This is a genomic window from Burkholderia glumae LMG 2196 = ATCC 33617, from assembly GCF_000960995.1.
GTDB classification, from domain to species: domain Bacteria; phylum Pseudomonadota; class Gammaproteobacteria; order Burkholderiales; family Burkholderiaceae; genus Burkholderia; species Burkholderia glumae.
Window position 1 is genome coordinate 2,838,437 of record NZ_CP009435.1, and the last position, 14,141, is coordinate 2,852,577.

Annotated in this window: 9 protein-coding genes and 1 pseudogene; 2 read left to right on the forward strand and 8 right to left on the reverse strand. The window is 71.5% G+C overall.

Going from position 1 to position 14,141, the window contains the following annotated elements; genetic code table 11:
* Positions 1–205: 205 nt before the first annotated feature.
* The 6 genes from KS03_RS25285 to KS03_RS25310 all read right to left on the reverse strand — a co-directional run bounded on the left by KS03_RS25285 (position 206) and on the right by KS03_RS25310 (position 5,596).
* Positions 206–628 carry a FixH family protein gene (locus KS03_RS25285; RefSeq protein WP_045678911.1) on the reverse strand — a complete coding sequence of 141 codons (423 nt, stop codon included), beginning with the start codon at positions 626–628 and terminating at the stop codon, positions 206–208.
* Entirely contained in the window at positions 625–1,608 is a 984-nt protein-coding gene (locus KS03_RS25290) for a branched-chain amino acid ABC transporter permease (protein ID WP_015875713.1), read from the reverse strand. Before KS03_RS25290 ends, KS03_RS25285 begins: the two co-directional genes overlap by 4 nt.
* Entirely contained in the window at positions 1,605–2,519 is a 915-nt protein-coding gene (locus KS03_RS25295) for a branched-chain amino acid ABC transporter permease (protein ID WP_015875714.1), read from the reverse strand. Before KS03_RS25295 ends, KS03_RS25290 begins: the two co-directional genes overlap by 4 nt.
* Position 2,520: 1 nt before the next feature.
* A complete protein-coding gene (locus tag KS03_RS25300) occupies positions 2,521–3,279 on the reverse strand; it encodes an ABC transporter ATP-binding protein (protein WP_015875715.1) in 759 nt (252 codons plus the stop codon).
* A complete protein-coding gene (locus KS03_RS25305; RefSeq protein ID WP_015875716.1) occupies positions 3,276–4,523 on the reverse strand; it encodes an ABC transporter substrate-binding protein in 1,248 nt (415 codons plus the stop codon). The genes KS03_RS25300 and KS03_RS25305 overlap by 4 nt, the downstream gene beginning before the upstream one ends.
* Positions 4,524–4,672: 149 nt before the next feature.
* Positions 4,673–5,596: a LysR substrate-binding domain-containing protein gene (locus KS03_RS25310; RefSeq protein WP_015875717.1), complete on the reverse strand. Its 924-nt coding sequence runs from the start codon at positions 5,594–5,596 to the stop codon at positions 4,673–4,675.
* Between the two features lie 107 nt (positions 5,597–5,703).
* On the opposite strand from KS03_RS25310, the gene KS03_RS25315 reads away from it, so the two are divergent.
* The gene (locus tag KS03_RS25315; RefSeq protein WP_015875718.1) at positions 5,704–6,771 is read left to right on the forward strand and encodes an alpha/beta hydrolase family protein; all 1,068 of its coding nucleotides are present in this window, start codon (positions 5,704–5,706) and stop codon (positions 6,769–6,771) included.
* A gap of 67 nt (positions 6,772–6,838) precedes the next feature.
* On the opposite strand, the pseudogene KS03_RS30475 reads toward KS03_RS25315, so the two are convergent.
* Both KS03_RS30475 and KS03_RS25320 read right to left on the reverse strand, forming a co-directional pair.
* Positions 6,839–7,236, reverse strand: a pseudogene (locus KS03_RS30475) (transposase); the annotation flags it as partial.
* Between the two features lie 108 nt (positions 7,237–7,344).
* Entirely contained in the window at positions 7,345–9,408 is a 2,064-nt protein-coding gene (locus KS03_RS25320; protein WP_015875719.1) for a M3 family metallopeptidase, read from the reverse strand.
* A 191-nt stretch (positions 9,409–9,599) separates the two neighbouring features.
* Between KS03_RS25320 and KS03_RS25325 the strand changes: the two genes are divergently transcribed.
* The gene (locus KS03_RS25325) at positions 9,600–14,141 is read left to right on the forward strand and encodes a non-ribosomal peptide synthetase (RefSeq protein WP_015875720.1); all 4,542 of its coding nucleotides are present in this window, start codon (positions 9,600–9,602) and stop codon (positions 14,139–14,141) included.

Consider the following 14,141-nt stretch of genomic DNA (forward strand, 5'->3'; position numbering starts at 1 on the left):
CCGATCATGTCGCGCCGCGCGCCTGGCGGGCGGCGCGCGGGGTACGGCCCGCGCCGATCGCGGGCAGGCGAACGCACGCTCATTTAAGCGTAGAGCGTGACGGCGCATCAAGTGAGATCGCGGCACGCTTCGCATTCGCTGCATGCATGAAGGCGGGCCGGGGCGGGGGGCCGCCGGTGCGTGGCCTGCGCCGCGTGCATGGCAGCTAGCGCGCGCCGGCGTCGTCGAAGCTGAGCTTGCGCGCGATCGTGAGCCGGGCCGGCGTGCTGAAATCGAGCCGCACGAGCCACACGCCCGGCATTTCGAGCGCGAGGCGGGCGCGATAGACGCCGGGCGCCGCGTCGGGCACGGCCGCTACCGGCCTCAGGTTGTGCGCCATCGGCATCGACGGCATGTCGGCGCTCACCGTGAAGCGCGCGTCGCGCAGCGGCGCCCCGCCGGGTGCAGCAAGGCGGATCGTGCAGTCGTAGGCGTCGCCGCCGCCGGCGCGCGTGCAGCCGATGCGGGCGGTGGGCGGCGGCGCGGCCGCGTTGGCGAACAGCGGAGCGATCAGCAGCACGATCGCCATCATTGATTCAAAAAAAGCAACGATCAGACGGCGCGCACGCGCGCGATGGGACGGTTTCATGCTTGCTCCGTATCGGTGGAGGTGGGGGTAGGGGGCGAAGCCGGGTGAAAGACGCGCGCTACGGCCGAGCCCGAGGCCGCCGGCGGGGGCCGGCCTGAAGCGCGGCGCGGCAGCAGCGCGCCGAGCCGCGCCACCAGCGCCTCGTCGACGAGCCCGCGCGGGCGCACCACCAGCAGGCCGGCGACCAGCCCGCCGAACGCGATCATCCGGTAGCCGTGAAAAAAGCGCGTGCCTTCCAGCAGGCCGAGGTCGAGCGCGACGCCGAGCAAGGGCCCGAACGGCGAGCCGAGGCCGCCGATCAGCGCATACGACAGGCCGTGGATGCCGATCATCACGTCGAAGTTGTCGGGTTCGATATAAGTGCTGCAATGCGCGTAGAGCGCGCCGCCGAGCGCGGCGACGGCACCGGCCAGCGTGGCGGCGGCGAGCTTGGCGCGCCGCGCGTCGATGCCGAGCGCGGCGGCCAGCGCCGGGTCCTCGCCCACCATGCGCCAGGCGCGGCCGCGGCGGGTGCGCTCGAATCCTGCCAGCGCGACGAGCACCAGCCCGAGCGCGGCCCAGACCATCAGCGCGACCTGCGCCGGCGTCATGCCGTGCTCGAACACGTAGCGGATGCCGGCGAAGCCCTCGTCGCCGCCCGGGCCGATCGGCTCGCCGTCCGGCCCGGGGCGCTGCACGCGGATCAGCAGCAGCAACTGGCGGATCGTCTCGGCGGCGGCCAGCATCGCCAGCGAGAAGCGCAGCCCCGACAGCCGCAGCGTGGCCGCGCGCAGCAGCCAGCCGGCCAGCGCGCCGGCGGCCGCGGCCACCGCGAGCGCCGCGCCGAGCGGCCAGCCGCCCAGCACCGTGGCCGACGCGCCCGCGTAGGCGCCGATCGCGAACAGCGCCTGCTGGCCGAACGAGAAATCGCCGGCAATCGCCAGCACGTAGGCCGACAGCGCGAGAAACGACAGCAGGCCGAGGTTGGTGACGAGCGTCATGGGCGGGCGGCTCCGTCGGCCGGCGCGGCAGCGCCGCGCCCGAGCCTGCGCGGCAGCAGCGAGGCGAGGCCGCCCGGCCAGGCGCAGAGTGCCGCGAACAGCAGCAGGTCGCCGCCGAGGTCGCGCGCCTGCGCGCCGAACAGGGCCTGCAGGGCCGCCTCGATCAACCCCAGCGCGAGCCCGCCCGCCACCGCGCCCGGCAGCGAGCCGAAGCCGCCGATCACGGCCGCCGCGAGCCCCTTGAGCGTCGCCCACATCGCGAACATCGCGCTGACCTGGCCGTGGATGCCTGCGATCAGGCAGCCCGCCAGCGCGCCGAGCGCGGCCGAGAGCGCCACCACGCGCGCCGAGACGCGCCGCACGTCCACGCCCGCGAGAGTCGCGGCCGCGCGGTCGTCGACGATCGCGCGCACCGCGAGACCGAAGCGCGTGCGCTCGATCAGGCGCCGGCAGCCGAACGTGACGAGCGCCGCGCAGCCGAGCGCGAGCCCATGCTCGGCCCGCAGCGGCAGCGCCTGCCAGCTGGCGGGCAGGCTCGCGAACGGCGAGGGCCACGGGTTGGCATGCGCGCTCAGCAGATGCGCGCCGGCTTCCTCGATCTGCATCCAGACCGCGAAGCTCGCCGCCATCGCGGTCACGCCCGAGCCGTCGCGGTGCGGCGCGAAGCAGAGCAGGTCGACGTAGCGGTTGGCGAGGACCGTCACGGCCACGGCGACCAGCGGCGCGAGCGCGAACGCCGCGGCGGGCGGCAGCGCGGCGGTGGCGCGGATCGCCACGTAGAGGCCGAGCATCACCGTCGCGCCATAGGCGAGGTTGACGCGCCCGAGCACCCCGAACACCAGCGTGAAGCCGCTGGCCAGCAGGGCATAGGCGGCGCCGAGCGCGAGCGCGTCGAACAGCAGCGCGAGCATCTCAGGCGCGCCCGCGGGGGCGGGCGGGCAGGGCGTTCCCGCGGCCCGGCCCGGCCGCATCCGCGGCCGGCGCAGCGGCGCCGAGCCAGGCGCGCTGCACCGCCGGCTCGGCCAGCACGCGCGAGGGCGCACCCTCGGTCAGCACGCGGCCGTTCTCGAGCACCACGATGCGCTCGGCCAGTGCCGCGATGAAGCCGATCCGGTGCTCGACCACCACGATCGCCACGCCGCGCGCGCGCAGTTCGGCGAGCCGCGCGCGCAGCTCGGCGATCTCGGCCTCGTCGAGCCCCGAGGCCGGCTCGTCGACCAGCAGCAGGCGCGGCCGGGTGGTCAGCGCGCGCGCGAGCTCGAGGCGGCGCCGCTCCGAGAACGTCAGCGTGGCGGCCAGCGCGCGGCGCCGGTGCGCGAGCCCGGCGAACGCGAGCGCCGCATCGGCCGCCTCGCGGCCCTCGGCGGCGAGGTTGGCCTCGACCGTGAGGCGCGTGAACACGCGCGGCTGCTGCCAGGTCCAGGCGATGCCGTGCGTGACGCGGCGCCAGGCCGGCTCGTGCGTGACGTCCGCGCCGTCGATGCGGATCGACCCCGCGCTCGGCCGCAGCGTGCCCGCCACGATGCCGAGCGTGGTGCTCTTGCCCGAGCCGTTCGGCCCGATCAGGCCGAGCGTCTCGCCGGCGCGGATCGTCAGGTCGAGCCCCGCGAGCGCGTGGAGCGCGCCGTAGCGGCGGCCCACGCCGCGCAGTTCCACCAGCGGCCGCGTCACGGCTGGCGCGCGGCCGGGCCGTTGCTGGCCACTGCGTTGGGCGCGGCGGGCCGCTCGATCACCTGCCAGACGCTGTCGTGCGCCTGCACCAGCACGAACGGCTTGACCGACTCGCGCTCGGCGGTGCGGCCCACCGGGCCGAGCAGGCCGTCGGCCGTGCGGATGGCGGCCAGGCCCTCGCGCAGCTTGTCGCGATCGGCCTGCACGCTGTCGGGTTTGGCCAGCACGCCCTGCGTCTCGATCGCCGTCTTGATCATGTAGAGGATCTCGTAGGCCGCCATGCTGTGCAGGTCCGCGTAGCCGCCATAGGCGGCCGTCTCCTTCGCGGCGCGCTCGGCGCGGGCGTTGATCGGCGCGAAGCTGGTCGGGATCACCAGCCCCTCGGCCGCCGGGCCGCAGATCTTCATCAGCTCGGGCGTCGAACTGCTGGTCAGGCCCACCAGCACCTTCGGGTGGACGTTCTGGCGCTGCAGCTCCTTCAGCACGCCGCAGGCCGAGTACGGGTGCGCCGAGATCACCACCACGTCGGCGTTCTTCTGCTTGATGTCGCGCACCTGATCGGCGAAGTTGGTGTCGTCGAGCAGCCAGCGCGTCTCGCCGAGCACCTCGAAGCCGGCCGCCTGCGCGCGCGGCTTCATCACCTGGTACCAGGTCTGGCTCGAATGCACGAAGTTCTGCTCGACGCCGCCGTAGAGCGTGCGCGCGTCCGGATGCTCGCGGCGCACCCAGGCGAACACATCGGTGTACATCGCGTTCTCGTCGGGGATGTTGCGGAACGACCAGTCGGAGGTCTTGGCCAGCCCGATCTTCATCGCCACGTCGGTAAACACCGGGAATCGCAGGCCCGAGTCGGCCGTGTCGCCCGCCTTCTTCTGCAGCGAACCGAACACCGCCTGCACCACCGGCGAGCAGGTGGTGCCCACCGCGATCAGCGCATTGGTCTGCGCCAGCCGGCGCACCACGTCCACGCCTTCGGTGGGCGCGCAGCTGTCGTCGTGATAGCTGATTTCGATCCTGCCGCGCGCGCCGTCACCGAGCTTCACGCCGCCCGCCTCGTTGATCTCCTTGGCCGCCGCGCGCAGCGCCGCCTCGCTGTTGGCGCCGAACGGGCGCAGCACGCCCGACTCCGCGCCGAAACCGTCGATCCTCACCACCCGCTGCGCGTCCGGCGCGCCGGACGCGGCGCTCGCGGCGCCGGCCAGTGCCGAGAGGGCGAGGGCGAGCGCTACCTTCGTGTTCTTCATCGTGGCATTCCTCCAGGGAGCGGCCCCGGCGCGCGCGGCACGATGCCGGCACGGTGCGGGACCGTCGTTGAGATGCTCACGATTTCACTAGCTGGCCGCCGCGGGGACAACTACCAGCTTTGGTAGAGGCGGGCGGGGGCGGGGCCGCGTCAGGCCGCCGAGTCAGGCTCGCCGCCGGCGCGCGTGGCCGCGAGAATCCAGTCGATCACGGCACGCACGTCCTCGCGCGGCGTCAGCTCGGCCTGGTGGAGCCAGTAGGCGTGGCCGCTCGCGCGCGGCGCGCCGGGGGCGCCGATCGCCACCAGCCTGCCGTCGGCGAGCAGCGGCTCGACCAGCGCGATGCGGCCGAGCGCGATGCCGCGCCCGGCCAGCGCGGCCTGGATCACCTGGTCGTACTGGTTGAAGCGCAGCATGCCGCGCGCCTGCGCGGCATCGAGCCCGAGCGCGCCGAGATGGTCGGCCCATTGCAGCAGCGGGCGCCGCGCGCCGTCGAATTCGAGCAGCACGTGGCGCGCCAGCGTCCCGGCGTCGAGCGTCGCCACGCCGAGCGAGGGCGAGGCGACCGGCACGATGGTCTCGTCGAACAGGCGCAGCGAGGTGGCCGGCGCATGGTCGGCGGGCGCGTAGCGGATCGCCAGGTCGATGCCCTCGGCGCGCAGGTCGAGCAGCTTGTCGGTGGCCGCCACGCGCAGATCGACCCCGGGGTGGATGCGTTGCAGCTCGCCGAGCCGCGGCAGCAGCCAGAGGCTCGCCACGCCGATGCTGGCCGTGATCGTCACGGGCTGGCGCACCTTCGGATGGGTCAGCGCCTCGATGGTGTCCTGCAACTGGCGCACCGCGCCGTCGGCGGCGCGAAACAGCCGCTCGCCCTCGGGCGTAAACGAAATCGAACGATAGCCGCGATGAAACAGGCGGACGCCGAGCGCTTCCTCCAGCGCGTTGACCTGCCGGCTCACGGCCGATTGGGTGAGGCACAGGTCCTGGGCGGCGAGCGTGATGCTCATGCGGCGGCCGACGGCCACGTAGCCGCGCATCAAATCGAGCGAAGGAAGTTTGATGAGCGGGGCTGTCATGCGCGTGCCTCATCCGAGCGATGCGAGAAGATTGATTGAGTTAAACGGGGAGGTCAAGTGCAATAACGGTCAGGAAACCTGCCCCGATTGATCGGAATAGGCTCGACATGCACTCTATGCATGTGATGGAACAACCGCCACGATTGGAAAAAACGCACGACATGGACACTTCTCCTGCAAGCCCCGAAGCGGTCACCATCACCGCCGCCGACGGTTATCCGATCCGCGGTTTCGTCTGGCGCCATGCCACCGCGCCGGACCCGATCGCGCCGCGCCCGGTGGTGATCGTCAACGCCGCCACCTCGGTGCGCTGCCGCTATTACTTTCGTTTCGCCGCCTGGCTGTACCGCCATGACTGCGACGCCGTGGTCTACGACTATCGCGGCATCGGCGAATCGCGCCCGCGCGCCTTGCACCGGCTCGAGGCGAGCTGGCTCGACTGGGGCGAGCGCGATACCGAGGCGGTGCTCGGCTATGTGGCGGCCGCGTTTCCGGGCCAGCCGATCGACGTGGTGGCGCACAGCATCGGCGGTTTCGCGCTCGGACTGGCGCCGTCCAACCATCTGGTGCGCCGCGTCTTCACGATGGGCGCGCAGTACGCGCACTGGCGCGATTACGCGCCGCGCAGCATGGTGTCGATGCTCTGGAAGTGGCATGTGGTGATGCCGGTGCTGACCGCGCTGTGCGGCTACTTCCCGGCGCGCCGGCTCGGCTGGATGGAGGACACGCCGCGCGGCGTGGCGCTGTCGTGGAGCCGCAGCCGCGGTGCGTTCGAAGATACCTACCGGCACCCGCCGATCCGGCGCAGCGCCGCCGAGCGCGGCGCCCTGGTGCGGCGCTTCGCGGCGCTGCGGGCGCCGATTCTCGCCGTCAGCGTCAGCGACGACCCGTTCGGCACGGTCGCCGCGATCGAGCGGCTGCTGCGTTATTTCACGCACAGCCGCGTCACGCATCTGCGTCTCACGCCGGCCCTGGCAGGCGAAACCGAGATCGGCCACTTCGCGTTCTTCCACAGCCGCTTCGAGGCGAAGCTCTGGCCGCTCGTACTCGAATGGCTCAAGTGCGGCCGGCTCGCGGCCGAGGTGCCGGGCCGCATCGTGTCCGAGCGCGAGGCGGCCGGCACGGGCGACGAGGACGGGCCGGCGCCCGTCAAGCATGAGGTGGTGTTGCTGTAGAGGATTCCCCAGCTGTGCGGCGGGTTCACGCGGCGGCAGGTCGATGTGGCCGATGGAGCAGCCCCATGATGGCCTCGATCAGCGGAACCCGTTGGGTGACGTCGTTGCGATTGGCGCCGCTCAGGGTTGCCGCGATCGGCGTTCCGTTGGCGTCGGTTGCGAGGTGGTGCTTGGAACCGGGGCGCGCTCGATCGGTGGGGTTCGGGCCAGTTTTTCGCCCGCCCCAAGCGCACGAATCGACGATGAGTCGACGACCACGCAGGAGAAGTCGATCTTCTCGGCCGCTCGCTGTTTCGCCAGCAGCGCGGCGTGCAGTCGATCCCACACGCCGGCTTGCTGCCAATCGCGCAGCCGTCGCCAGCATGTCACGCCCGAACCGCAGCCCATCTCGGCGAGCAGGTCGCGCCAGCGCAGTCCCGTCTTGAGAATGACGCTGCTAACCCCGGAGCGTTTCGAGAGCCGACCTCAGGACATCATCGATCGTCTGGAAAGCATCGTGCTGAAACGCTGCGGCGCACAGGCATTGGTCCCGCCCCGGCGGGCACGACACCGGGCCAGGCCGTGCGTGCTGGTTCAGGCCGAGCCGCGTTGTTCGCGCAACAAGGCCGCGGGATCCGGCGCGCGGCCGCGGAACGCGACAAACGAGGCCAGCGTCGGCCGGCTGCCGCCCGGCTCCAGGATCTCGCGCCGGAACCGCATTCCGGTTTCGCGCAGGCCGGCTTCTCCGCGCTCGGCCCGCGCCTCCTCGAAGGCGGCATAGGCGTCGGCGGCCAGCACGCGAGCCCACAGGTAGCTGTAGTACGCGGCGGCGTAAGGGCCGGCGAACACATGGCTGAAGGTGTGCAGCGTCCGGGCGAGCGGATCGAGCGGCACCACCTCGTAGCGCCGGTGCAGCGCGGCGGCGTGCGCCTGCCAGGAAACGCCGGCCGGCCGCGCGTGCGCGCAATGCAGCGCGAGATCCTGCATCGACAGCGCGATCTGATGCACGAGCTCGATATGGCGGTCGACGCGGCGCGCGGCGCACAGGCGATCGCACAGTGCGTCGGGAAGCGGCTCCCCGGTGACCACGTGCGCGCTCAATGAGGTCACCACCTCGCGATCCTGGCAGAAGTATTCGAGCCACTGCGAAGGGAACTCGATCGCGTCCCACTCGACGCCGCGGGTTCCGGCCACGGCACTCTCGTCCACGGTGGTCAGCATGTGGTGCAGGCAGTGGCCCATTTCGTGAAAGAGCGTGACGATCTGCTCGAAGGTGAAGCACGGCGGTGCGTCGTCGGTCGCCGCGAGATTGCAGATCAGATGCGCCACCGGCGTGCGCAGGCTGCCGTCGCCATGCCGGCCGCGCGCGCGACCGCTTGCCGACCAGGCGCCGTCGCGCTTGCCCGGGCGTGCATGCAGGTCTAGACGGCAATGCGCGAGCAGCCGGCCGTCGGCATCCTCGACGCGCATCCATCGGATACCGGCGCGCGCGGTAGCGCCGCGCTCCTCGTGCAAGCGGATGCCGAACAGGCGGGAAATCAGATCGGACAGGCCCCGCAGCACCACGGGTTCGGGAAAGTAAAGGCGTACCTCGTCGCTCGACGCGCCGTGCTCGCGCGCGCGCAACCGCTCGGCCAGAAACGCGAGATCGGCGGGTGCCGGTTCGGCCAGCCCGAACTCGGTGCGTGCCAGCTCGCACAAGGCCAGCCATTCCTCGCGCGCACGCGCGAGCGCTCCCTGGTGCAGATCGTCGAGGAAGTCGCGCGCTCGTTGCGGCGTGCCGGCCATCATGCGGCTCAACGAGGCCGTGGCGAAATCGCGATGGCCTCGCAGGCGCGCATCCTCGTGGCGCAGCGCGAGGATCTCGCCGATCACCGGCTCGTTGTCCCAGGCCGCGAGCCCGTTCGCATGCTCGACGCCCGGCAGCGAGGCACGTGTCGAGCGCGCGCGATGGAGCCGCTCGCGCAGGGTGCGCCGCGTCGAGAAGCGCATCACATCGTCATAGATCGCGTAATCGAGCGTCAGGCGATGGCCGTCGCTGCCCGCGCGCGAGGCGGCCGCACGGGTTGCCTCGCGCGTCGCCTCGGGCAGCCCGGCCAGCTCCGCCTCGTCCGTGACGTGGTAGGCGTAGGCGCGCGTCGCATCGGCGAGATTATCCAGAAATCGTTTCGATAGCAGTGCCAAACGCTCGCGCACGGCGTTGAGCCGCGTGCGTGCGCCCGGCGCGAGACCGCATCCCGCCGCGAGCGCGTCCTCGATCAGATTGTGCACCACGCGCCGGCGTGCCGGCGCGAGCGCAGCGAAGCCCGGCGACGCAGCCAGCTCGCGATAGCGGGCCAGCAGCGTCTCGTTCTGGCGAAACCGCGCATGCGCCGCGGCGAGGGCGACGAGCGACTGGCCGTAGGCGGCGCGCAGGCCGGCCGAATCGCGAATCGACAGCAGATGCTCGATGCGTTCGGCCACCGTGCCCAGCGCATCGAGCGCGGCGCTCAGCGGTTGCGCCACGTTTTCCCAGGTGGCCGGCACGGCGGTTTCGCAGGCGCATGCGACGGCGGCGTCGAGCGCGACGATGCAGGCGTCGAGCGCGGGGCCGAGATGGTCGTCGAGAATCGCATCGGGATCGGGAAGCGCGTGCGGATCGAGAAGGGGATTGGACATTGTCGGGAATGGGTCGGACGGGTTCGTCGCGAACCATAACCGGCCCGCGTTCACGCTGCAATGGCGGAGCGCGCGAAACCTACCTATAAAGTCTCATAGTTTCTGGCGAGGACGATGCGCGTTACGCTGCTTCACGCAATGAAGCGAACCCTCCATCGATCGTTTTTCCTCTTTCATTCCAGGAACGTCGCATGCCCTCAGCGCTCGAGCCGGCATTGCCTTTGACGCACAGTCAGATGGCAATGTGGCTGCAATGGAAATACGCGCCGGACGATCCGGCGTACAACAATCCGCTGCTGTTCGACATCAACGGCCCGCTCGATGTCGAGCGGCTGGCGAAGGCGTTTACGGCGGTGGCCGACGCACATCCGGCGATTCGCATGCGCTTCTCGGAATGCGACGGCGTTCCGCAGCAGACGCTGGCGCCCGCCGCGCATGACACGCTCGCGCGGCTCGATCTCACCGCGCTCGATCCGGCCACGCGAGACGCGCGCGCGGCCGCCGCGATCGAGGCGGCGGTGCGCGCGCCGTTCGATCTGGCCAGCGAACCGGTACATCGTTTCCTGTTGGTCCGCACCGGCGCCGATACCTACCGGCTGGTACTCAATATTCACCATGTCTGCGTGGACGGCGCCTCCGCGGCGATACTGCTCGCCGACCTGTCCGCAGCCTATCGCGACCTCGATGCCTACCGCGCGGCCGCCGTGAGCGGCCCGTCGTTCGCCGCTGCCCTGGCGCTGGAGCGCGAGCGCTGGAGCGCGAGCGAGCACGAGCGCGCCGCCGCCGCGTGGCGCGAGCAGCTGGCGGGACGCGCCACGGGAGTGGATTTCGGCCGGCTCGCCTTCGCTCGCGAGGCGGCTCCGGGCGGCGGCGCGGCGCAGTTTCGCTGGACCCTGCCGGTCAACCTGAAGCAGGTGCAGCGCCAGACCCGCACCACGCCGTTCATCGTGCTGATGAGCGCATTCGGCATTCTGCTGCACCGCTATCTGCAGCTCGACACGGTGTCGATCGCCTATCCGGTCGATACGCGCGCGGCGGCCCTCTCGCGAATGTTCGGTTCGTTCATCAACTTCGTGCCCGCCTGCCTCTCGCTCGACGACGAGCTCACCGTGCAGGCGCTCCTCGAGCAGATGCGGCAGCAGCGCCGGGTGACCAAGCCGATCGCCGATTTCCCGCAAGTCGACCTGATGCGGATCGCCCGGCGCGAGCTCAACGACGCGGCCGCGCCTTGCCTGAACGTGGCGCTGATCCCGGCCCGCTTCGCGCTCGACATGCTCGATCTGGACGGCGTCGCGACCCGGCAGGTCGCCTGCTTCACCGGTGCCGCGAAGCAGGATCTCGCCTTGCTCTACGATGGCGACGAAAGCATCGAGCTGATCCTCGAATATCGCACCGAGGTACTGAGCGAGGCCGTGGCGCGCCAACTGGCGCGCGACTTCGACACCATCGTGGCGCAGTTGGTGGCGCACCCCGAGCGCCGCATCGGCGACCTCGCGCTGCGCGACGACGCGGCATTCGCGCAGCGTTACGCGAGGCTCGCCGCACCGGCACCGTCCGGTTCGGCGGCCGCGCTGATCGACGCGGCGCTGCTCGCGCATCCGGCGCGCCTGGTGGCGGGCCGGCCGGGTCATCCCGTCACCGCGCGCGCGCTGCACGAAGCCGCCAACCACGTCGCGCATCAACTCCAGGCGATCGGCGTCGTTCGCGGCGATCGCGTCGGCGTGGCAATGCCGCGCGGCGCCGTCCTGCTCGCGGCGCTGCTCGGCATCTGGCGGGCCGGTGCGACCTATGTGCCGCTGCCGCTCGACCTGCCGCCGGCGCGCCGCGCCGGCATCGTCGCCGACGCCGGACTGGCCGCGCTCTGCCGCGAAGGCGAGCCGGCCGAGGGCGATCCGCCCGCCCTGGCGCTGTCGGAGGCGGTGTTCGCCGCGCCCGAACTCGCGCCGTTCGAGGCTGCCGCTGACGACCCCGATGCGCTGGCCTACCTGATCTACACCTCGGGCTCGACCGGCACCCCCAAGGGCGTCGAACTCACGCAGCGCAACCTGGCGAGCTTCCTGATGGCGATGCGCGAGCGCTTGCCCGCCGGCGCCGGCCACCGCATGCTGGCCACCACCACCATCGGCTTCGATATCTCGCTGCTGGAGATGCTGTGGCCGCTGGTGTCGGGCGGCACCATGGTGGCCTGCCCGGAACCGGTGCGGCTCGATGCGGCGGCGCTCGCGCGTACCCTGGAACACGAGCGCATCGACTGGCTGCAGGGCACGCCATCGTTGTTCAACGTACTGCGCGCGGGCGGCTGGGGTGGGAGCAGCCGGCTTCACGTGCTGTGCGGCGGCGAGCCGGTGGACGCGTCGATCCTGGGCTTCCTGCGCGAGACCTGCGCATCGGTGCGGCTGGTCTATGGCCCGACCGAGGCCAGCATCTGGTCGACGCTGGCCGGCCCGGAGACGGCCGAGGTCACGCTCGGCGAGCCGCTGGGCAACACTACCGTCCATCTGCTCGACAGGCGAGGCCGGACGGCACCGCGATTCAGCCGCGGCGAGATCGCGATCGGCGGGCACGGCGTGGCGCGCGGCTATCGCGGCCGTGCCGACCTGAGCGCCGAGCGCTTCGTCACGCTCCCGGACCTGGGGCGTGTCTATCTGAGCGGCGACTTCGCCTATCGCGACGCGCAGGACGCGCTGCATTTCCTCGGCCGCGAGGATGGGCAGATCAAGATCCGGGGTTTCCGCGTGGAGCTCGGCGAGATCGAGCGCCAGCTCGAAACGCTCGATGGGGTGGGGCGGGCGATCGTGCAGGTCAGCACGTCGGCGGCTGCCGAGCCGATGCTGATCGGCTGGGTGATGGCGCGTGCCGGCGAGCCGCTGGCCGAGGCGCCGCTGCGAGCTGCGCTGGCCGCGCGGCTGCCGGCCTATATGGTGCCGGCACGGATTCTGATGCCCGCCAGCTGGCCGATCAATGCCAATGGAAAGATCGATCGCCGCGCGCTGCTCGAGGCGCTGGCACCTGATGGACTGGCCGGCGCCGGAGCGTCCGGCGCGTGCGATGGCGCTGCCGCGCCCGATGCACTCGATGCGCGTGCAACGGCACTGCAAGCGATCTATGCCCAGGTGCTGGGCGTCGGGCAGGTCGATCCGGATGCGAGCCTGATCGCGCTGGGTGGGCACTCGCTGTCGGCGGTAAGGATCATCGCGCAGGTACGCAAGGACTTCGGCCTCGAGATCGGCCTGGAAAGCCTCATGTCGCACTCCAGTGTGCGCGCGCTGGCCGCGTATCTGAACCGGTGCGGGGCCGGCGAAGAAGCCATGCGTCACGCCGGCGCCGCCGCGCTGCGACGCCGGGCCGAGGCGCAAGGCGCCGCGCCGGACGCGGCATCGGCCTCGACGGCGCCCGGCGGCGCAAGCCTGCTGGCGGACGAGAGCGGCGCGCGGCCCGCGGCGCCCGCCTCGCACGAACACGCGCCGTCGGCGAGCGAGCGCGCGCTGTATTTCCTCGACAGCGTGTCGGTGGTCAGGCAGACCTACAACATCCCGGTCGGCCTGCGGTTCCCGAACGGCATCGATCTCGATCTGCTCGAACGGGCGCTGCGCGACGTGCTGGCGGCCCATCCATCGCTGCGCGCCGTGTTCGAACCGAGTGCCCGCGGCCTCGTCAAGCGCTGCGTGAGCCTGCCGCCCGGGAGCTTGCTCGTGCGCCATCCGGGGATCGGCTTCGCCGCGCTGCGTCCGGTGCTGGAACGCATGCTGCGCGAGCCCTTCGAGCTCGGCACCGGCCCGCTCTGGCGAGCGCATGCGTTCCCGCTCGACGGCGGCGGCGACGCGGTATTCATGCTGTTCCATCACATCGTGATCGACGGCATCGGCTGCGGCAACTTCCTGCGCGAACTCGGCGCCCGTTACGAGGCGCTGCTCGCCGATCCCGCCGCGGCTTGCCCGTTGGCCGCGCCGGCCGCCGCGCGGTGCGAACCGGTGCCCGAGTCGCGCGTCGAGGCCTTGATCGAGCGCTTCGCACTCGCCGACCGCGTGCTGCCGCTGCCCTATACCGCGCCGTTTCCCGAGATCCGCAGCCTGGCCGGCGAAAGCCGGCCCATCGTGATCGACGCACCGCTGCGCGAGGCGCTGGGCCGCTACTCGCGCGAGCGCGGCATTCCGCTCGCGGCGCTGTTCCTCGGCGCCTACGCGCTGGCCCTGCATCAGGCCAGCGGCGAGCCGCTCGTCAACGTCGGCCTCGCCACCATGAACCGCACGCCGGACACGCTGCTGGACGTCGGCCTGCACACCAACACGGTGGTGCTGCCGATCGCGCTGGATCCGGCCGCGCGCCTGGATGCCTTCGTCGAGCGCATGACCGGCGAGCTGTTCGCGATCTACGAATACGCCGACGTGCCGTTCGAGGCGGTCGCGAGCCGGCTGGTGGCCGATGCCTCGCTCGGCCGCACGCCGGTGTTCCAGACCTTCTTCAACTTCATCGACCGCTCGATGTATGCGTTCTCGATGGCCGGCCTGCCGGTGCACGAGATTCCGCTGCGGCCGACCGGATCGAAGTTCGAGCTGTCGCTGGAGGTCAACGACTTCGGCACCTCGACCGAACTGTTTCTCGAATACAGCCACGACGTGCTCGACGCGGCGGCCATCGACGATTTCGCAGCCGAACTGATGCGGATCCTGCTCGATTGCGTGCATGCGCCGGACACCACGATCGGGCAACTCACGCTCACCACGCAACCTTGA

Coding starts and splice junctions, on each gene's coding strand:
- KS03_RS25320 (WP_015875719.1), bottom strand. CDS start 9,408: ATGTCCAATCCCCTTCTCGATCCGCACGCGCTTCCCGATCCCGATGCG.
- KS03_RS25305 (WP_015875716.1), bottom strand. CDS start 4,523: ATGAAGAACACGAAGGTAGCGCTCGCCCTCGCCCTCTCGGCACTGGCC.
- KS03_RS25325 (WP_015875720.1), top strand. CDS start 9,600: ATGCCCTCAGCGCTCGAGCCGGCATTGCCTTTGACGCACAGTCAGATG.
- KS03_RS25285 (WP_045678911.1), bottom strand. CDS start 628: ATGAAACCGTCCCATCGCGCGCGTGCGCGCCGTCTGATCGTTGCTTTT.
- KS03_RS25310 (WP_015875717.1), bottom strand. CDS start 5,596: ATGACAGCCCCGCTCATCAAACTTCCTTCGCTCGATTTGATGCGCGGC.
- KS03_RS25315 (WP_015875718.1), top strand. CDS start 5,704: ATGCACTCTATGCATGTGATGGAACAACCGCCACGATTGGAAAAAACG.
- KS03_RS25295 (WP_015875714.1), bottom strand. CDS start 2,519: ATGCTCGCGCTGCTGTTCGACGCGCTCGCGCTCGGCGCCGCCTATGCC.
- KS03_RS25290 (WP_015875713.1), bottom strand. CDS start 1,608: ATGACGCTCGTCACCAACCTCGGCCTGCTGTCGTTTCTCGCGCTGTCG.